This is a genomic window from Fodinibius sp. GM108 (assembly GCF_058386985.1).
Window position 1 is genome coordinate 83165 of the sequence record NZ_JBYEIR010000009.1, and the last position, 19658, is coordinate 102822.

A 19658-nucleotide genomic window follows, 5' to 3' on the forward strand; every position below is an offset into this window, starting at 1 on the left:
TGTAGATCTGAGGGGATTTGTTAACTCCTATGAAATAGTAAGGTTAATGAATAACCGGCAATATGGGATTAACCGATGATTTGTTGAGACGTCTGAGAGACAGCTACTTTTACGAGTTTTATTACAGTTATATTTGGCGCCCTGATTTCCCATCGATTAACGCTATTCTGGATCGATGGGCACATGAAAAAGATGATTTTCAATTTATTCAAGTAGGGGCCAATGACGGCTATAATAACGATCCCGTTTATAAATATGTGCGGCTGTACGATTGGAAAGGTGTATTGGTTGAACCGCAAGAAAAAGTGTTTGAGAAAGGACTAAAAGAAACCTACAAAGGGTATGATGATCTAACACTGGTGAATGCAGCCATCGATTCGGAGACCGGCAAAAAAAAACTATATAAAATTGGTTTTTCGGACAGCAAATGGGCCACAGGATTATCCTCTTTTGATAAAGAAATGGTAAAAAAACAATATGAGCGCGGTTATGTCAGGGAGTCTGCGCTGGAGGCCGGTGAAGAATTGCCCGATGACCGGAGCGATTATATCACTACCGAAGAGATCCAGACGATTACGTTCGAGGATTTAATTGATCAATGTCATATATCGAAGATCAATGGTCTTTTTGTAGATGCGGAAGGTTATGATTACAAACTTCTCAATCTTTTTGACTTCAGGAAGTATAGTCCGGGGCTGGTAATGTTCGAGCATCAGCATATGACACAGAGCGAGGAATGGGAGCTTATCGATGGTTTCCGGGAGATGAACTACAGCATATTCCGTGGCGATTATAATACTCTGGCTCATATGCCTCAGAAGCTAGAGGATGATTAGATAGTAAGAAGCCTGGCTAAGCAGGTTGTACTAAGAGATATCGATATCGAGATGGTCCATAAATTAATTAGTGAAAAATCAGAACCACAGAGTCCTGCAGAGAATGACGCAGAGAGGCATTAAAAACATCCTTTGAGTAACTCTGCGACCACCTCCGGTTCCTCTTCGGTAAAATGAGAAGAGTAGTACTCTTTTAGGGTATTCTTGTGATTTATGCTGCTTGTAAAGCTCTTGTATATCAGTGCTTTTTGTTTCTTACCGGTCACCATTGAAAATTCTGTCAAGAACATTGCCCGCTTTGTCTTTCAGATACTCTTTGACAATGGGAGCTATGACTTCTTTATCGGGTGATACCTTGGGATCTTCATGCGTGCCGGTCACACGCAGTGGAACCATTATGGTGCCGTTATCTTGTTTGAGAGCTTCAGTGGCCTGTTTAGTGATAACAGATGCGATTCCGCTTTGGAAGCGTTCTGGCAGAAACAGCCTTACCTGATAATCGATATCGCCCTTGGTCATATGCTGTGTACCGTTAAGTTCGAGGCCGATATCCTGACTTGTCAGCTGCAGTTCTTTAAACGTAAAAATGCTGTTATTGAGCGCAAAGGTACTTTTCCATTCATCCAGACCAACATTATTGAGCTCTTTAGCTTTAAAAAGCAAAGCCAGTCTTTCCTGCAACGGATGTCCCCGAAGTCGGGAATTTGTCATCCCGAAATTGCCATCCATTTTTGAGGTTTCAATGAGCGGCTCCAGGTACACATTTAATTCTGTATGGTAGTCGACATCAGCGCTGAATGCACCCGAAACGTATTCATGGAACTGGCTGCTTTCGCCAAGAACTGAATATTCCGCAAAGAATGCCTCTGCCTGTAAGTTATCGAGGGATCCGCTGAATGAGATCGTTGTTCGATCCGGCTGTGGAATATCCCAGACGAAAGATCCGCTGGCTTTGCCGTCGAACATTTCAACAGTAGCCTCTTCAAGATTAATCTGTTCGGGCGTAGTGCTTGCTTGTGCTTTCAGGTTGTTCATCGTAACACCGGTAACAATCATTTCACCAATTTCGGCATCCACAGAGCTGTTCAGGTCTGGTAGATGTATGGGGATTTCCGTGGTCGTGGTATCATTCCAGTTGATGAGCTCATCCAGATTTAGATGATTGTTTTTATATGACCCCTGCAAACTTGGCGTAGTACTTCGATCTTCCTCTGCCTGTAGATACGCCATATAATTTTGCAGCGATCCGTTAAGTGCTATATCCGATGAGCCGAGATTCAAGGTTAGTGATTTGAGCTCTGCAGTATTGGGCGATAGATTGAGTTCTCCGTTTAAGTCTGTTACCGGCTGCACAAGCGAATCGCCCCGCATATTCACATCCTGCATGGTAAGCTGCCCGTTAAACTGCATATTAGCAGGATCATTCATCGGACCCGAAGCTCGCAGATCCAGATTGGCCTGACCGGTAAGCTCAGAGATGGTAGGTTCCAAATCGTAATAGCTGGCTATCTGATTCAATGCAGCATTGCCGCTGAGCGTCAAATCGAGCGTTCGGTTTTCGCTGAGATAATCGGTAATCGATCCCGAAGCTGTGAGATTGTTATTGCCGGTTTGAAAGCTGGCCTCGGATATCGAAAGTACAGGACCCTGGAGACTCGATTTTAGCGTGATATTTTCAATAGGCTTACCAAGTGATTTATGGCTGATATATCCGCCTGTAAGAGATATTTCGCCCGACTGTACGGCCTGCTCAATCTGATCGGCCTGACCTTTGAGAACGGCATTGGCCGTGAGTTGTCCGCGCATACTTAGCGTATCTTCATCAATGGGATAAAATTCTTTAATCGTAGCTAAATCAAAGTTGAGGTCAGTCTGTAAATCAATACTACGATTCTCTTCCACCAGTGGTTGATTGATCGTGCCCGACATCGAGAACCTGTTTTCTGCGGCCTGCAGATTCATATTATTAATAGTGATAGCCGACTGATTGGCATTGGCATCCACATTAATATTTTCGATCGGTTTGGGAACCTGCGCGTATTTGAGCGTACCGTTTGTTAACTTGAAGATTGCGTCAAACACGGCTTCTTCAGGAGCGTTTCGATTCCCTTTGGCTTCTCCATCGACGGCCAGTTGTCCACTCATTTGCTCAATATCAAACTCGCTGATGTCATAAAAGCGGCTGATGGTTGCCAAGTTTACATCACCTTTGACAGTGACATCAAACTCACCGTTCTCTTCCATGGGATTAGTCAGCTGTCCACTGGCCGTGAGCATGTTTTCTCCGGCTTCGGCTGTTAGTCTTTCAACAGAAAACAGGTCATTAGAGGCATTGGCAGCAAGCTGTATGTTTTGGATGGGATCAGGAAGCTCCGGATTTTTAAGAAAGCCGTCGGTAACCTGCATCGATATATCAAAAGCGGGTAGTTCCTCCTCGGCCAGGGGGCCCTTCAGGGAACCTTCAATAGCTAATGTTCCTTCCGTCTCAAGACCTTCCGTATATTCCTCATATTCTTCGGGAACCAATCGCAGCAATTCACCGAAGTTATCCGAAGAAGAGCTGAATGCGAGGTCGCCTGTCAACGTGTTACTCCAGTCGGATAAGGTGCCCGATAAATTCAGGGCCAATCCGCGGATTGACAGCGTGCCTTCTTCGATGGCGACTGTTTCATCGTCGAGATCGATAACTGATTCCTGACTAAGGCTCAGCGGCAGATTGCTTAAATAGCTGGTATCATTAACTGTAGCCGAGAGACCGCCCAGTTCAAGGTCGATCGTGCTGGTGATATGATCGGCATAATTGAGCGAAATATTAGCATTTAGATCATCAAATTGAACACTGGTATTTGATGCATTGTCCCGATATCCGAAATAGCCGTCGGTAATTTGAAAGTAAGGAATATCAATAGCGAATGCTTCTGCGGTGTCTTGTTCAGTTTCATCGGTCTCCAGAAGAAAATCGATATTTGTGCTACTGTCGGCATTCACTACATAAATAAACCGCGGATTATCGAGGTTGATTTCAGCGACCTCAACTTGATCGCCCATCAGTGAAAAAATCTTGACTGAGGCCACCAATTCATCCAGCGACATTAGCGTGTCATTTTCGGTTTCGCCGGGAATACTCATATTCTTAATACTGATGCCCGGCTGCGGAAAGGTGCTGAAAAAAGTAAGTGACATCTCTTCAACATCCACCGTTCGTCCCACAGCATCATTAACATAGGGCATAGCCATATTTTTAAGGCGATCATCCGTAAAATACAAGTTGAGCCCGACGATAACGACGATCAAAAACAGAAGTATTGCAGCGACTATCTTAATAAAAGTTTTCATAAATTTGGGAGTTAGGCTCTTTGATTACTTCTTCCAATAATACTTATTACCGGACTAATCTAACAGGTAATAATCAAAAAAATTGCTGTAAGTTTCTTATGTTATAATAGTAAAATAAACAGTTCAGAAATAGCACATATACTATGCTAAATTGGGGTTCTGATGCAAATAATCCAAAATTTAAGCAGCGCCGCGGACGGTTGGTAAGCACTTTGGCCGAAAAAGGAATTAAAGATGAGCGCGTACTGGAAGCCTTTAATATAGTGCCGCGTCATGTTTTTGTAGATACCGCTTTGCAGGACCGCGCCTATAAAGATACGGCTTTGCCTATCGGTAAAGATCAGACTATATCACAGCCTTATACCGTCGCGCGTCAGACGGAACTACTTGAGGTAAAACCCGGAGAAAAAGTGCTCGAAATAGGCACAGGATCGGGTTACCAGGCTGCCATTTTATGTGAGTTGGGAGCCGAAGTATATACTATTGAACGCCATAAAGAACTGTACGAAAAAGCCCGATCAATTTTGCGTGAGCTTGGGTATTCCGTTCGTTTTAAGCTGGGTGACGGTACGCTCGGCTGGTCGGCATATGCTCCTTATGATGCTATAGTAGTGACGGCAGGTGCGCCGGTGGTGCCTGACGATCTGGTGGATCAACTGAGCTTGAACGGCCGACTGGTTGTACCGGTTGGAGATGAAAAACGGCAGGAGATGATTCGCATAATTAAGATCAGAAAAGATGAATACGAAGAAGAACATTATAGTGATTTTAAATTTGTGCCTCTTATCGGAAAGAAGGGTTGGCAGGAGTAATTGAATAAAATGTTCAATGAAAAATTGCTATCCTTCTCCTATCTTCGTGCTAACATAATTCCAAAATTCCTAATTCTCTATTTCCTTGCCCAACACTACTTCTCCGGATGTAAAAGGTACAGAAGAAGATACTACCAGCTGGAGTGAATATCCTTTTTTACTGATCAAAGGATTTTTAATGGGATCGGCTGATATCGTGCCGGGAGTAAGCGGAGGTACAATGGCGCTTATTGTCGGCATCTATGAACGTCTTATCAATGCAATAAAGAGTTTTGATACAGCTTTTATAAAGCAGCTCTTTTCATTTAGGTTCAAGGCAGCTCTGCGAGAAGTTCACTGGCGCTTTATGCTGATGCTGCTTACTGGCATATTCTGCGCTATCTTCTTTTTTACCAGAATTGTGCCGCTACAGGTATATATGTTTACCAATCCCGAGCTGGTATATGGATTGTTTTTCGGATTGATAGTGGGATCTATTTTTGTGCTGGCCAAAGCTATCGATGGCTTTAGCTGGATTCATGGATTTATGATTTTGGTAGGGACGGGGGTTGGATTTTGGGTTGTTACGCTGGTGCCGACAGATACACCGGAATCCGCGCTATACATATTTTTCAGCGGATCAGTTGCCATCTGCGCTATGATTTTACCGGGTATTTCGGGTTCATATATCCTGTTGATACTCCGTAAGTATGATTTCATTTTAGCGGAAGTTGCCAAGCTGGGAACCGAGGATACGGTGTCTGCTTTATTTACATTATTTCCTTTTGTATTGGGAGCTATTGTGGGGTTGGCATTTTTTTCCCGCCTTTTGTCGTGGCTGTTAAGCCGTTATGAGGCTAAAACCCTGGCTGTGCTCATCGGTTTTTTGATAGGGTCATTATATGTAATATGGCCTTATCAAAATCGCACTTATCAGGAAGTTGTGACCAATCAGAAAGAAATTGCTTATAACAGTTCACAGGCTGAGGAACTGCGTCAAAACCCTCCTGATGAAAACCGACCTGAATTTAAGCGCCTGGGTGAAATCCTCAATCCCGATGCATCTGCAGACGAGAAGAAAGTGGAGGTGTTGACGATTAAAAAGAAGCTAATCAAAAGTGATCCTTACATCCCTTATATTACAGTTGATACTTCAGGTACACGATATTTGTGGAGTGGAATTTGGGGTATAATCATAGGACTGATTATGGTTATTGGTCTTGATTATTTACGGCTTAAGAACTAATGTTTATCAATAATTAAAAGAGAGAAAGGTATGAAAACGATTAAAAAAATATTGGTGCCTACCGATTTTTCAGAAAACGCGCCGTTGGCTTACCAGCATGCGCGGGAGATAGCTCAACGTTTCGGTGCAAAAGTGGATCTGATACATATTATCCCGACGCTCAAATACTTCAACGAAAGCATGGCAAACCTGGAAGCTCCTCTGGATATTACAAGTGAAAAATTGTATCCCAAAGTACAGGATCAAGCTAAGCAAAGGATGCAAGAGGCAATGGATGAGTATCTTACCGATGAAATAAAAGGAGAAGCGATTGTTCATATAGATCGTAAGCCATCGAGTTCTATTGCTGATACCGCCAGGGACAAGGGATACGATTTAATTGTGATACCTTCCAAAGGAAGCCACGAGTCAAATCTGCTTCGGGGATCAACGACAGAAAAAATCATTCGACACTCCGAAATTCCGGTTTTTACTGTCGATGCGGATTTGTCACCGGAGGGATTAAAGCGCATTTTATTACCTACGGACGGTTCACTGATATCATTTTCTGCGCTGCCGATAGCTCTTTCACTTGCCGATATTTACGATGCGGAGATCACGTTGTATCACGTCAAAGAACTTTATGGAAGTGCACTTGACTATGAGGGTACCAATCCCAACAAAACAGCGAAAGCAAATACATACGAAACGCTTATTGAACGTCTCGAACAGTTTTTGAACAGCGAAAAGATGGGACATGTGGAGATCGCTCGCACTGGAGATGATTTTGAAGATCAACTTATTATTACGGAGGGTGTTTCTAGCCATCGAATAAACTTTTTTACTGTTATTGAAAAAGGAGTATCTGCGCATTTGGGGATTGAAGAGTATGCTGCTGAAAATGCCGATGTAGTTGTGATGGCAACGCACGGACACAGCGGGCTGGCACATTTTTTCTTGGGATCAACGACAGAAAAGGTGGCTCAGCTACTGAAAAAACCAGTAGTTACTGTAAAGCCATCTGGTGAGAAATTAAAAGAAAAATAGAATAGCAGGCACTAATCGTTTTTTATAATTTAAACACCAAATTATAATATCGGTTTAATAGTTAGCTGTCTGACAGGTTTGGAAGCAGAGATTATATCTGATATGTTATTCCAATAAATAAGTTAAAGAGTTGAACTATGCCCGAGCTGATTACGATTGAGGAACTTATGGAGATGGGGCTTCCTCCGATTATCATATATGCAGCCCCGGTCATGTTTGGACTTGTTTTTCTGGAATGGGGGCTGAGTGCCTGGCGAAAATGGGATCTGTATGATGCCAAAGATTTCTGGGCATCAACAGCGATCGGCGTTGGAAATATCCTCGTCAGTTCGGCAACCAAAATAAGTATTTTTGCGTTGGTGCTGTTCTTTTACAATATGGTACCTTGGCGCGTACCACATACATGGTGGTCATATGTGCTATGTTTTATATTCCTGGATTTTTGCCGGTACTGGGCGCATCGTATTGCGCACGAGCAGCGCATCTGGTGGGCCACTCATGTACCACATCATTCTTCCGAGGAGTATAACTTTTCAGTTTCCTTTCGGCTGTCGTGGGTACAAGGTTTTAAAGTGATATTTTTCCTGCCGGTAGCAGTGGCAGGATTTCATCCTGTAGTGTTTTTTATCTGTCACCAGATTGCTGTTTTGTACCAGTTTTGGATCCATACCGAGATGATAGATAAGCTGCCGCGGCCTATTGAATTTATTTTCACGACGCCCTCACACCATCGTGTTCATCACGCCAAAGATGATCACTATCTGGATAAAAACTACGGCTCAACCTTTATCATCTGGGATCGGATGTTCGGTACTTTTCAGCCTGAATTGAATACCCCTAATTATGGGATTACCAAACCTCCTGATTCATACAATCCGGTATATTTGGTATTTCATGAGTTCATCTCGATCTGGGAGGATCTGAAAAAGGCCAGCGGGTGGAGAGATTGGCTGTTTATCCTTTTTGCAAGTCCGGCAGAACAGGCGCGGGTAGAAAAAGAATCGTTGGAAGAGGCACAAGAAAATACTGTTGCACAACCCGTAAGAGAAGAGTAGTTGGCTATTATGGTTCCGACCACGAAATATCAATTCCGTCAGCAGTTATCGTACCAGTTGCAGAAATAACTATCTCCTTGTTAACACTAGTTCCCTCAATAGTAACCGAATTCCCTGATCCGGAAATCTCATAGGTGCCATTTTCATTTTCGGGATCGATCGACAGAATATGTTCTTTCGATATACCGTCGAATGAGTTTCCGCCGCCTCCCATAACGTCTGGTTTTTTGTAGTAGATCCTGGCATCACTGATCACCATCAGAATATCCTGTCGCAGTGCTGACACATCCGAGCTCTTCTTTGCAGATTGCATAGTATTTACGGCTACAACTGTAGCTATTCCAATAACGATTACGACGAGCAGTATTAAAAGTAATTGTTGTTGTCCCATAGGAATTACGTTTAATAGTTTATCGGCAATAAAGCATATTTCTATAGTAAAAGAGAACTAATTGGTTGAATCGTTACAGATTAATAAATTTTCTCTCGATAGAAGTTGCTCTGTGGGTTTTAGAGCAGATGTGTGTAAGAAAGCTTTCAGAACCGGGTGTCATCCTGAATTTATTTCAGGATCTATAGATGAAACAGAGTTTATAGGCTTTAAACGAAACTTAGCAACAGATGCTGGTCCCGAAAGCTTTCGGGACAGCATGACATGAGTGGTTTTCAAAGCTTCCTGTAGTTAATAGCTCATAATATGACACTATTCAAAGCTTAACATCAGCAAGTCTAATATAAAAATAGGTGTTCTGATTACTTATCCGTATATTTGGCTCGATCTGATGTTATTTATATCCCGCCTATTCGTTTCGTGAAACAGGTTCTTACATCCTTTCCAAGGTCTGTCGGCGCCTCAAGTTATGTACGGTTTTAGGACGGCAGCGTACTACGCTGGTACTAAAAGTGCATGTTGTAGCGTCAGTGAATCATTAATATTCACTTTATTTTTATTATGACAGATTCAACTTTTCAAGACCTTAATTTAACTGATGCTATTCTCAAGGGGATAGAACAGATGGGATTTGAAACTCCTACACCCGTCCAACAACAATGTATACCGTCGCTTTTGGATGGTAAAGATGTGGTTGGACAAGCTCAGACCGGGACCGGGAAAACAGCCGCTTTTGGCATTCCCGTTGTACAACAGACCGACGTCAGTATTTCTGAAGTACAAACGATAATCATGTGTCCCACGCGAGAGCTGGCGATACAGGTAACGGGGGAGCTGATCAAAATTGGTAAGCACCTCGGTGGACTTAATGTTATTCCTGTTTATGGAGGGCAGTCAATTTCGCGACAAATCAAAGCGCTGAAACGCGGCGCACATATTGTCGTGGGCACGCCGGGACGAACAATCGACCACCTGCGGAGAGGTACTATGAAGCTGAACCATCTGGAGCGCGTGGTTTTTGATGAAGCTGACGAGATGCTGAATATGGGATTCCGTGATGATATGGAGCAGATTCTTTCGTACGCCAATCAGCCGGTGCAGACGATTATGTTTTCGGCTACGATGTCGAAAGGGATTCGCAAGATTATGAATCGCTATATGAATAATCCTGAGACGATAAGAATTGAACGGAAGAAAGTAACCGCACCTAATATCGAGCAATATGTTGTGGAAGTGCGCGACTCTGTCCGCACCGAAGCGATTTGCCGCTTTTTGGATATTAACGGCTTTTCACTGGCACTGGTTTTTTGCAATACCAAACGAAAGACAGAGAAGGTGACCCGTGAGCTACAATCGCGTGGATATTCTTCCGATTATATTAACGGAGATCTCAATCAGAATCAGCGAGACCGCGTGATGGCGAAATTCCGATCCGGCGTGATCGACGTGTTGGTAGGTACTGACGTGGCTGCCCGCGGACTTGATATCGATGATATCGAAGCTGTGTTTAATTACGATATCCCGCACGATCCCGAATACTACGTCCACCGCATTGGTCGAACGGGTCGTGCCGGACGCTCGGGAATGGCCATCACCTTTACCACGCGTAAAAAGCGGAAGCAGCTGCACGCTATTGAAAAGCAGATTAAAAGTCAGTTAAATCCGCTTTCACTGCCTACGGTGGCTGATGTAGAGGTAGCACAGCTTGAGGGATTAATGGATAATGTCACCAAGGTACTCGAAAAGGGTGATCTCCGTTCCTATATCGAGCAAATCGAAGGATGGACCGATGATCGGTTTACAACTATCGAAATTGCGGCGGCACTATTGAAGATGCAGTCATCATCGGAGGCGGAGAATGGCAATCAGAAAACTATAGAGTATGATGATACTGCAATGGTCCCCGTGCATTTTAATGTGGGTAAAAAGAATAATGTTTATCCCGGTGATCTGGTGGGAGCTATTGCCGGTGAATCGAGCGTCCCCGGAAATGTAATTGGCAATATCGATATTTATCCCAAGCATTCTTATGTGGATGTACCTGGTAAATACGTGAACCAGGTGCTGCAGTCGATGAACAGCAACAAAGTGAAAGGCAATAAGGTGCGCGTAAAAGTAGCGTAGGCTGGTTTTTAATTTGAAACAGAAAAGCGGCTCTTCAGTGATGAGGAGCCGCTTTTTTATTTGTTGATCAATTTTTACTGCAGAGTTACGCAGAGGATGAGTTATCTTCGTGAAACACTGGGTATCTTGAATCTTTTTTACCACGGACTAATGTTAAGTCTTCCCGCGGTGTCGCAAAAGAAAATATCTCTGCTTACCTCTGCGTATTCCTCTGATTCCTCTGTGGTTAAAAAAGATCTGAATTATGTCCGACCGGAGAGATGTCAAATTGAACTGGTAGAATAAAGAAGTATATTCAATTAAGATGCTTAGCTAGAATTGGCATCTATCGCCTGCTCTAACTCTTTTTGGCTTTCGGGTATCGTTTTATAGGCGGTATCAATAGCAATTCGGTCACTTGGCCATTTAATATAATCACGATTAAGAACATTCTTCCATGAAGGCAATTGCAATCCTCTGATGTCAGATATTCGTGACTGTACTCTTCTTTTATGTTCTTCTTTGTCTGAACATAAGATTTCAATCTCTAAAAAATCACTGCCGGCACTATTTGCTACGTTTCTCCAGGCTTCTCTTGTGATCGGAAGGGGATTGACAGAATCAGCCACCACGGATAATCCCAATTTTAAATTTTCCAGAGCAATCTTGTAAGCTACTTCGTATCCTTGTCCTTTAGCTAATCCGAGTCCATTATCTTTTAAAGACTGTTCTATAGTGTCAATTCGTAGATATGCAGCACCAAGCTTCTTTGCAAGATACTTTGCAAGTGTTGACTTCCCTGTTCCGGGCAATCCGCTAAAAATGTAGAGCAAGATTTTCTGGTTTTATTGTTTGTTGTTTAAGCATGAGCGACATTTTACTTAAATGTACTTCAGGAACTGATTAATCAAAACCTGGTTGACCATTTACCACAGAGGTACGCAGAGGGATGACTTATCTCGTGAGGATGCTCTGCGTTGGTCACGTATGAAATGAATGGTCAGATTATCTTTATACCATATAGCTTGTATTGCCTGTGGATAATATACTACTATAAACAAGTCAATCTTATGAACAGTGAATAACTGAGAGCAGCAGCAGGTGGGTAGTCAGCTTTCGATTTGTAATACATAACCTGTTTTTTAGCGTTAGGTAGTCGTTTCTTATTAAGGTACCCTTAAAGGAGCAATGGGAACATCTTCATATGCTTCTGCCTTTAAAGCCACTGCATATCACACATGTTCTAAAAAATCATCTACAGAAAATATTCAGACCATGAAACACTTAAAATTATTGTCGATTACTGTTCTTATACTATCACTCATTGGACTGGTATCCGGTTGTGATACAACTGGGACGGACGCTGAACCCGGTCAGGGTGATGTTAAGCTACAATTTAATACTGTACCTGGTAATTCATCCTCAAAGGCCAGTGCAGGCAGTACTTCTTCATCGGATGACTCTCTCATTGTAGAGGGAGAAAATGGTACGTTAAAAATCGATGATGTCCGTTTTATTGTTGAAGAGTTTGAGCTGGAATCAGCAGAGGAGGGGGATGATGGAGAAAGTGAAATAGAGGGGTTTGAAGCTGAGGCCTTCTTTGTGGATCTGCCTCTCGCTGAAGAAACAATGGCCCTTACGGATAATGAAATTCAGGCCGGACTTTATGAAGATCTTGAGTTTGAGGTCGAAAATCTGGACCTGGAAGAGGGTGATAAAGAGGATGAACATGAGTCGCTGGCCAGTACCGTCCGCGATGAATTTCCCGACTGGCCGGATAATGCCAGCATGGTAATTGTTGGTACATTTACACCTTCAGATGGAGATCCGCAATCATTTAAAGTTTTTGCCGAAGCCGAAATTGAAATAGAACGTGAATTTGATCCTCCGCTGCAAGTAACTGATGGCGGACAACATGTAGTTTCTGTTCGTGTCAATCCTGCTGACTGGTTGCAGAGAAATGACGGATCAGTCTTGGATCTCACCGAGTATGACTGGGATGAGCATCAAACATTGCTGGAATTTGAAGCAGAGTTTGAAGATGGGGTCAAGGAGATAGAGATCGAGGATTAATGCTTTAGGTTTATTGACTTGGATAAGCCCGGAGTTTTAAGCTTCGGGCTTTTTTTATACTGTATCGTGTGAGGTGCTCTGGCGTAAGTTATATAGCGATTCCATTTAATTGTACAAAATTTTACCACAGAGTTGCGCAGAGGATTTCACAGAATAGCTCGAAGGAAAAATGCTTGGTCAGCAGCAACGAAGGACAGCTGGAAAATCAGAACAAACTATTCCCAATTCCTTTTTGATTATCCTTCTGGAAGTGAAGGCTAAATGCGGTTCCTTCTGTTGAAGATTCAAAATTATATTCGCCCTCCAACTGCTGAGAAAGAACGTTGATAAGACTCAGCCCCAGTGATCCGGAACTTGCTTCATCAAAATCTTCAGGTAGTCCTATTCCGTCATCTTTTATCGAGAGATACAGTCGGTTTTGGGCGGCTGATTCATACAGATTGATAGAAATACGACCACTTTCCCGTTTCGGAAAAGCATGTTTGAAGATATTAGTAATCACTTCATTAACAATCAGAGAACATGGTATTGCTTGGTTAATATTCAGCCTGACCGGTTCACAGTTGAGGTCGATTTGGACCTGTGTTTTCGACTGCAGGGTTTTCTGAATATCTATGACCAGAGAACGGATATTGTCGGTAAATTCCAGTTCCGAAAAACTTTTTGACTGGTAAAGGTGGTCGTGTATGTTGGCCATGGTTTTTATACGGACGATGCTATCGAGCAATTTACCAGTTAAACCACTATTGTCTTCCTCCGTTATTTGAAGCTGCATCATTCCCGAAACTACGGCCAGATTATTTTTCACTCTGTGATGTATTTCAGCCAGGAGAATTTCTTTCTCGGTGAGGGCTTCCAGGATCTTCTGTTGTTGCCTCTTTTGTTCCGTAACATCACGCGAATTGGCAACCAAGCCGCCAACGGCTGGATCTTCAGTCATATTGGTAAGCGTTGTTTCTATCCATCGCCAATTTCCCTCTGAATCTTTGAATCGAAAGGGAGAGATGTTAAAATGTTGACCGGGTTGGAGACCTTGAACAATTTCAATAATCCGGTTATGATCATCCGGATGTATATAATTAAGGACGTTGGTTCCGATAAAGTCTTCGGCCGGGATTCCTAGTATAGACTCAGAGGTGGGGCTTACATATTGATAATTGGCTTCACAATCGAGGATAGCCACCAAATCCGACCCGTCCTGGACCAAAGATCTGAATCGTTGTTCGTTTAACATCAGCTCTTCTTCAGCTTTCTTTCGGGCGGTGACATTTTGGCTAATACCGTAAAAGCGAGTGCATACACCATCTCTGTATTCTGGTTCTCCTGTCGCCCGTATCCATCGTTCATCACCTTGTCCGCTGATAATCTTCAGCTCAACGTCAAAAGGTTTTTTCTCTTCGATTGCTTCACGGGCTGTCCGTGCAAATTCTTGTCTGTCAATACCCTCTTTGAACAAGTTTATTGTGCTCTCCAGGTCGGGTTCATAATCCGGACCGAAACCGTGAACCTCTTTGGTTATATCCGACCATTGTAACTCATGGGTCTCCATATTAAATTCCCATATTCCTATATGAGCCAATCTGTAGGCTTTATTAAGCAGTTGCTGTTTTTCATTTATCTCCTGCAGTATATGTTGTTGGCCAAGTGCTTTACTATTGTTTCTGGGGAGCAGTGAGCAGATGATAAATTCCACTTCTCTGCAATCATTTAAGACTGGAGTAAGCACTGGCTGACTGTAGCGAATCTCCTCAGTATCAATCTCTCCGGTAATAAATTGATGCATCATTAAGTCGGGTTTGAGAGATTCTTTGGTAGCCAGTATCTGGCTAAGTATCTCCCTGAATTTTTCGGTATTCCTTGGAAAAAGCCGAAACAGGCTTTGTCCGACAGGATTTTTCATCCACTCTTTTTCTTTACGAGGAAAAGTATTTAAATATGCTCGGTTAATGTGTGCGAGTGTAAAATGATTATCGATATTTAAAATAAAAGATGGGAAGGGATAGGTCTCAAAAAAAGACTTTATTTGGGATTGTAACATAGCCACTCTAAGCTTAAAAGTAGAAACAGATGATCCATATGTCTGCAGATCATTTCCCTCTGATAGGTATCTGCTTTGTGAAAAAACTCAGATAGATTACTCAATGTCCTAATAAATAGCAACCGAAGTTGCTATAGGAGCGGTATCTATCTAAAGATATCGTAAGATATCGTAGGGTTTAGAACATACATTGCAACTGAACATGATCTTGAAAGAAAGCCGGTCGTTAGCTATTAGAAGGGCATAATACAGCAGATGAGAGAATGGTAAATCTATCCAGGGCAGGCTTTCAAAACGGAATAGCTTTGCATGAAAGGCAACTTCACGGCTCCCAATTGGAGCAGTACCGAGAGGAGAACTCTATAAATATATCAGGCATAAAATGGATTGACAGTTTACAGGTGATAAGTGGTGGATCAATATACTCCACTCTCCATACCAAATCTGGTTCAGTCGCTCTGCGTCCATACAGGCAACTTTCCGGTAAAAACAGATTGTTGTATAAAAAAGCCTCCTCTCGAGAGGGATGAGTGTGCTGAAAGTTTCGGCACGGTCGGTTTTGTAGCAGAATTAATTATGTTTAAATAGAAAATCCATCACTTCCTGATTGTAGGATTTCCAGTTTTTCACGTGCATATCATGAGAGGCATTGTTAAAAATCACCCGCTGTCGGTTGGGCAAAAGATCATACAGCTTGTCGGATATGGTATGGAAAAAAGTGGGGCTGTTTTTTCCATACAGTAAAAGCGTGGGAGTTTGTAGTTTGGATATTTTCTCTTGCGGGATTTCAGAAAATCCAGGTCCGAGTAGTTCCGCTTTCAATGCCGGACCGTTGTCAATCATCTGTTCTCTTCCTATTTCAGGTAACTTTTCAAACCCATCTTCTCCCAAGACTCCATTTGCAAATAAACGAACCCCTTCTTCAAAATTATCTTTGCGAAGTTGTTTCTGGGCAGGTGAAAAAGCTTTCATCCCAAACTTCAAAAAACTTTTACCTGTAGCGTAATCCCTGATCAGAAGTGACAGAATTTGCAGGGGATTGTTCATATTTGATATCAGCAGGGGAATGACGGGTGGCTCACCCATCACAAGCGATTTCACCCGGTTAGGATGTTCTACTGCAGTCATAAGTCCGATATACGCTCCATAAGAAGATCCGACAATATGTACCGGTGGCAGGTCAAGTGCTTTTATGAACGTAGAAAGATCTTTTGAATGCCGCGATACAGTGTAATCAGAAATATCTATTTCAGAATTATTTGGATGATGATAGCGGCGGCTGTAAGCTATTACCCGAAAATGCTCTGCGAATGGTTCTATTTGATTCTTCCATGTACGGTAGTCGTTGATACTCCCGTGGACAAAAATCACGTGCTCTCCCGCTCCTTCTTCTATATAGGAGAAGCTGTAGTTGTTGACATGAACGGATTTCATTGGACTCCATCTCTAAATATTGTCAGCTTTTAATAAGTTACTATTTACCGGCTAATTTTCAAGAAAAGCAGGGATAAAGAGAAAATTAAAAAAAGAAAAGCAGAACCGACTATATGGTTGTATAGCCTACCTGAACTATTGAAATTAAGATTGTTCATCTGTGGATGTATTCTTTACTCGAGGAGATGCTTATTTATTCAGCTTTTCCTGTATTCAACCTTTTTCTTGGGGGTGCATTTATTCCGTTCTCTCTTGTCATAAATAAATGAAATACAGGCTATAATTATTTTCTATAGAAGAGTAATAAATATTATTAAATGAATTTAGTATGTTCAGTACAGCTTAAAAGAAAATAATAAAATAGTTGTAGTCATGGATACCGAAAAAAAAGAGACAGCACCAAATAGTGAAGAAAAGAGTAATGGGATTAGTAAATGTCCATTTCATAATGGTGAATTAAAAGAAACTGCCGGTGGCGGCACCAAGAATCGTGATTGGTGGCCGAACAAGCTGGATCTGGATATTCTTCACCAGCATTCTTCTTTGTCTAACCCGATGAATGAGGATTTCGATTATGCTGAGGAGTTTGAGAAACTTGATCTTGATGCTGTGAAGGCAGACATCGAAGAGGTGATGACAACATCACAAGACTGGTGGCCGGCCGACTGGGGGCACTACGGACCGCTCTTCATCCGAATGGCATGGCACAGTGCAGGTACATATCGTGTTGCCGATGGCCGAGGAGGTGGAAGTACCGGTAATCAGCGGTTTGCCCCGCTAAACAGCTGGCCTGATAATGTGAGTCTGGATAAGGCACGCCGTTTACTCTGGCCGGTCAAGAAAAAATATGGCAGGAAACTTTCCTGGGCAGATCTGATGATCCTGGCCGGAAACTGCGCGCTGGAATCGATGGGATGCGAAACTTTCGGTTTTGGAGGCGGACGAGAAGATATCTGGGAGCCCGAGAAAGATATTAACTGGGGATCTGAAGAAGAGTGGCTGGCAGATGAACGTCACGACGAGGAAGGAAATCTCCAGGGACCTCTTGCCGCCGACCATATGGGGCTGATTTATGTAAATCCCGAAGGGCCCAACGGTGAGCCGGACCCTCAAAAAGCTGCGGATTTTATTCGTCAGACGTTTAAACGCATGGCGATGAATGATGAGGAAACAGTTGCGCTTATTGCCGGTGGACACACGTTTGGAAAAGTTCACGGTGCTGCTCCCGAAGACCACAATGGACCCGATCCTGAGGCAGCTCCTATCGAGCAACAAGGACTTGGCTGGGAGAATACACACGGTACTGGTAAAGGTCCGGATACAATAACCAGTGGACTTGAAGGCGCATGGACCAATCAACCGATCGAATGGGATACAGGCTTTTTTGAAAACTTATTTGAATATGAATGGGAGCTGACCAAGAGTCCTGCTGGTAAGTGGCAATGGGAGCCCAAGGATGGTGCAGGAGAAGGTACCGTACCGGATGCACACGATCCGTCAAAGAAAAATGCTCCTATGATGCTGACAACGGATCTTGCTCTGAAGAAAGATCCCGAATACCGAAAGATCTCAAAACGTTTTTATGAGGATCCGGATGAGTTTCACGACGCTTTTGCCCGTGCCTGGTTTAAGCTTGTCCACCGGGACATGGGACCCAAGTCGCGGTACCTTGGTCCGGAAGTCCCCGAAGAAGATCTCATCTGGCAGGATCCGATCCCCGAAGTTGATCATGAACTGATTAATGATGAGGATATCGCCCAGTTGAAAGAAGAGATACTGGAAACCGATTTGACTGTTTCTGAATTGGTATCTACGGCATGGGCATCAGCATCAACATATCGTAATTCCGATAAACGAGGTGGTGCAAACGGCGCGCGTATACGCCTGGCACCGCAGAAGGATTGGGAAGTAAATAATCCTGAGCAGCTGGCTAACGTGCTGGAGACGCTCGAAGGTATACAGGAAACATTCAATGATGCACAATCCGGCAGTAAAAAAGTTTCTCTTGCCGATCTGATCGTTCTGGGTGGTTCTGCTGCTATCGAGAAGGCGGCAGAAAAAGCTGGTTATGATGTGACCGTACCCTTTACGCCGGGTCGCACTGATGCCACTCAGGAGCAAACAGGTGTGGAATCGTTTGAATGGCTGGAGCCGGATGCGGATGCTTTCCGTAACTACTATAACACCGATCGGAATGATACCGTGGAAGAGATGCTGGTAGACAAGGCACAGCTGCTTACGCTGACAGCTCCTGAAATGACGGTGCTGCTCGGTGGCATGCGCGTGCTCGATACCAACTACGATCAGTCTGATCATGGTGTCTTGACTGATAATCCGGGTGTTCTGTCCAATGACTTCTTTGTCAACCTGATGGATATGAGTACAACCTGGGAGCCAAAGTCAGATGAAAAGCTTGTCTTCGAAGGACGTGATCGCGATACAGACGAAACAAAGTGGACTGCTACCCGTGCAGATCTTATCTTCGGCTCGAATTCAGAGTTGCGGGCACAAGCTGAAGTCTACGCATTCGACGATGCTGAAGAAAAGTTCGTGAAGGACTTTGTGGATGCATGGACCAAGGTGATGACCTTGGATCGCTTCGATCTGGATTAAATACTCAAAAACCTCACAATTTAAAAAGGCAGCCTCAATTAATTTCGGGGCTGCCTTTTTTATTTAGATCTGAAAATCTATCGACAGTAAGGCCGGTTGGATTCATTGTATTAATTTTTTCTTTACAATATTCAGCATTTCTTCTATTTCATCTGCTTCAGATTGATATTCAGATTCTGACCACAATTTGATGTGTCTGGCATTTTTGCCAGAGCCCTCAAGTTTGAAGCCTCTTTCCTGTAAAATCTTCCAACCGTGGAAAAAAAGCTTGCACATACTTTCAGTAGGCTGAAATCCACAAATTACATTATTAGGACTTCCATGACTATATAATGCCATCCCCATTTTTTGGCCACCACTTATGTTTTCATCGATTTCCGGTAGTATTTCTTTGATCTTTTTTCGAAGCCAAGAAGCGATGGTTTGTATTTCCTTTGGGAGTGGCTGTATCAGTTCTGCAAACGTAGTCGGAGGTTGTTTATATACTGTCATAATCCTCATTCTTTAGAGAAAGAATTGGTATTGAATAAAATATTAATGTCATATTGGCAATATGTCGAATGCAGGTTTTATGGATTCGAATCCAATAAACGGTAATAGGATTATACTAAATTTCCGTATGAGGAACGCAGCGTGTTAAAGAACTATGAAGATGAATTTGATTACATAACGAAAGTAGTAACTTATCTCTGTGATTCAACCTCTATCTCCCACTT

The 19658-nt window shown here is 43.0% G+C and carries 14 protein-coding genes; 8 read left to right on the forward strand and 6 right to left on the reverse strand.

Annotated elements, in window-relative coordinates; all coding sequences use genetic code 11:
* The first annotated feature begins 62 nt into the window (after positions 1-62).
* Positions 63-836 carry an FkbM family methyltransferase gene (locus ACT3ID_RS16010; protein WP_491543062.1) on the forward strand — a complete coding sequence of 258 codons (774 nt, stop codon included), beginning with the start codon at positions 63-65 and terminating at the stop codon, positions 834-836.
* A 255-nt stretch (positions 837-1091) separates the two neighbouring features.
* On the opposite strand, the gene ACT3ID_RS16015 is transcribed toward ACT3ID_RS16010, so the two are convergent.
* Complete coding sequence (locus ACT3ID_RS16015; RefSeq protein WP_491543063.1) at positions 1092-4172, reverse strand: DUF748 domain-containing protein; 3081 nt, start codon at positions 4170-4172, stop codon at positions 1092-1094.
* Positions 4173-4315: 143 nt separating this feature from the next.
* Between ACT3ID_RS16015 and ACT3ID_RS16020 the strand changes: the two genes are divergently transcribed.
* The 4 genes from ACT3ID_RS16020 (at position 4316) to ACT3ID_RS16035 (ending at position 8290) form a co-directional block, all read left to right on the forward strand.
* Positions 4316-4984 carry a protein-L-isoaspartate(D-aspartate) O-methyltransferase gene (locus ACT3ID_RS16020; protein ID WP_491543064.1) on the forward strand — a complete coding sequence of 223 codons (669 nt, stop codon included), beginning with the start codon at positions 4316-4318 and terminating at the stop codon, positions 4982-4984.
* 85 nt (positions 4985-5069) lie between these two features.
* On the forward strand, positions 5070-6209 hold the full coding sequence (locus ACT3ID_RS16025) for a DUF368 domain-containing protein (RefSeq protein ID WP_491543065.1): 1140 nt from the start codon (positions 5070-5072) through the stop codon (positions 6207-6209).
* A 30-nt stretch (positions 6210-6239) separates the two neighbouring features.
* Positions 6240-7235: a universal stress protein gene (locus ACT3ID_RS16030; protein WP_491543066.1), complete on the forward strand. Its 996-nt coding sequence runs from the start codon at positions 6240-6242 to the stop codon at positions 7233-7235.
* A 137-nt stretch (positions 7236-7372) separates the two neighbouring features.
* Positions 7373-8290, forward strand: coding sequence for a sterol desaturase family protein (locus ACT3ID_RS16035; protein ID WP_491543067.1), 918 nt, complete (start codon positions 7373-7375; stop codon positions 8288-8290).
* A 7-nt stretch (positions 8291-8297) separates the two neighbouring features.
* Here ACT3ID_RS16035 and ACT3ID_RS16040 read toward each other — a convergent pair whose 3' ends face one another.
* A complete protein-coding gene (locus ACT3ID_RS16040; RefSeq protein ID WP_491543068.1) occupies positions 8298-8681 on the reverse strand; it encodes a hypothetical protein in 384 nt (127 codons plus the stop codon).
* A 561-nt stretch (positions 8682-9242) separates the two neighbouring features.
* Here ACT3ID_RS16040 and ACT3ID_RS16045 point away from each other — a divergent pair.
* Positions 9243-10805, forward strand: coding sequence for a DEAD/DEAH box helicase (locus ACT3ID_RS16045; protein WP_491543069.1), 1563 nt, complete (start codon positions 9243-9245; stop codon positions 10803-10805).
* Positions 10806-11113: 308 nt separating this feature from the next.
* Here ACT3ID_RS16045 and ACT3ID_RS16050 read toward each other — a convergent pair whose 3' ends face one another.
* A complete protein-coding gene (locus tag ACT3ID_RS16050; RefSeq protein ID WP_491543070.1) occupies positions 11114-11617 on the reverse strand; it encodes a P-loop nucleotide/nucleoside kinase family protein in 504 nt (167 codons plus the stop codon).
* 442 nt (positions 11618-12059) lie between these two features.
* Here ACT3ID_RS16050 and ACT3ID_RS16055 point away from each other — a divergent pair, with 442 nt between their 5' ends.
* Positions 12060-12857 carry a hypothetical protein gene (locus ACT3ID_RS16055; protein ID WP_491543071.1) on the forward strand — a complete coding sequence of 266 codons (798 nt, stop codon included), beginning with the start codon at positions 12060-12062 and terminating at the stop codon, positions 12855-12857.
* Between the two features lie 205 nt (positions 12858-13062).
* On the opposite strand, the gene ACT3ID_RS16060 is transcribed toward ACT3ID_RS16055, so the two are convergent.
* Both ACT3ID_RS16060 and ACT3ID_RS16065 read right to left on the reverse strand, forming a co-directional pair.
* Positions 13063-14757 (reverse strand): sensor histidine kinase, encoded by a 1695-nt coding sequence (locus ACT3ID_RS16060; protein ID WP_491543072.1) that lies wholly within the window; start codon positions 14755-14757, stop codon positions 13063-13065.
* A gap of 708 nt (positions 14758-15465) precedes the next feature.
* Positions 15466-16329 (reverse strand): alpha/beta fold hydrolase, encoded by an 864-nt coding sequence (locus ACT3ID_RS16065; protein ID WP_491543073.1) that lies wholly within the window; start codon positions 16327-16329, stop codon positions 15466-15468.
* Positions 16330-16701: 372 nt separating this feature from the next.
* On the opposite strand from ACT3ID_RS16065, the gene katG reads away from it, so the two are divergent.
* A complete protein-coding gene (gene katG / locus ACT3ID_RS16070; protein WP_491543074.1) occupies positions 16702-18942 on the forward strand; it encodes a catalase/peroxidase HPI in 2241 nt (746 codons plus the stop codon).
* 102 nt (positions 18943-19044) lie between these two features.
* Here the strand turns inward: katG and ACT3ID_RS16075 are convergent, their stop codons facing one another.
* Complete coding sequence (locus tag ACT3ID_RS16075; RefSeq protein WP_491543075.1) at positions 19045-19434, reverse strand: hypothetical protein; 390 nt, start codon at positions 19432-19434, stop codon at positions 19045-19047.
* Positions 19435-19658 lie beyond the last annotated feature (224 nt).

Bases quoted from the DNA above. Each gene is read 5' to 3' on its own strand.
- ACT3ID_RS16020 (WP_491543064.1), top strand. From the start codon at position 4,316: ATGCTAAATTGGGGTTCTGATGCAAATAATCCAAAATTTAAGCAGCGC.
- ACT3ID_RS16030 (WP_491543066.1), top strand. From the start codon at position 6,240: ATGAAAACGATTAAAAAAATATTGGTGCCTACCGATTTTTCAGAAAAC.
- katG (WP_491543074.1), top strand. From the start codon at position 16,702: ATGGATACCGAAAAAAAAGAGACAGCACCAAATAGTGAAGAAAAGAGT.
- ACT3ID_RS16065 (WP_491543073.1), bottom strand. From the start codon at position 16,329: ATGAAATCCGTTCATGTCAACAACTACAGCTTCTCCTATATAGAAGAA.
- ACT3ID_RS16060 (WP_491543072.1), bottom strand. From the start codon at position 14,757: ATGAAAAATCCTGTCGGACAAAGCCTGTTTCGGCTTTTTCCAAGGAAT.
- ACT3ID_RS16075 (WP_491543075.1), bottom strand. From the start codon at position 19,434: ATGACAGTATATAAACAACCTCCGACTACGTTTGCAGAACTGATACAG.
- ACT3ID_RS16035 (WP_491543067.1), top strand. From the start codon at position 7,373: ATGCCCGAGCTGATTACGATTGAGGAACTTATGGAGATGGGGCTTCCT.
- ACT3ID_RS16040 (WP_491543068.1), bottom strand. From the start codon at position 8,681: ATGGGACAACAACAATTACTTTTAATACTGCTCGTCGTAATCGTTATT.
- ACT3ID_RS16055 (WP_491543071.1), top strand. From the start codon at position 12,060: ATGAAACACTTAAAATTATTGTCGATTACTGTTCTTATACTATCACTC.
- ACT3ID_RS16015 (WP_491543063.1), bottom strand. From the start codon at position 4,172: ATGAAAACTTTTATTAAGATAGTCGCTGCAATACTTCTGTTTTTGATC.
- ACT3ID_RS16045 (WP_491543069.1), top strand. From the start codon at position 9,243: ATGACAGATTCAACTTTTCAAGACCTTAATTTAACTGATGCTATTCTC.
- ACT3ID_RS16010 (WP_491543062.1), top strand. From the start codon at position 63: ATGGGATTAACCGATGATTTGTTGAGACGTCTGAGAGACAGCTACTTT.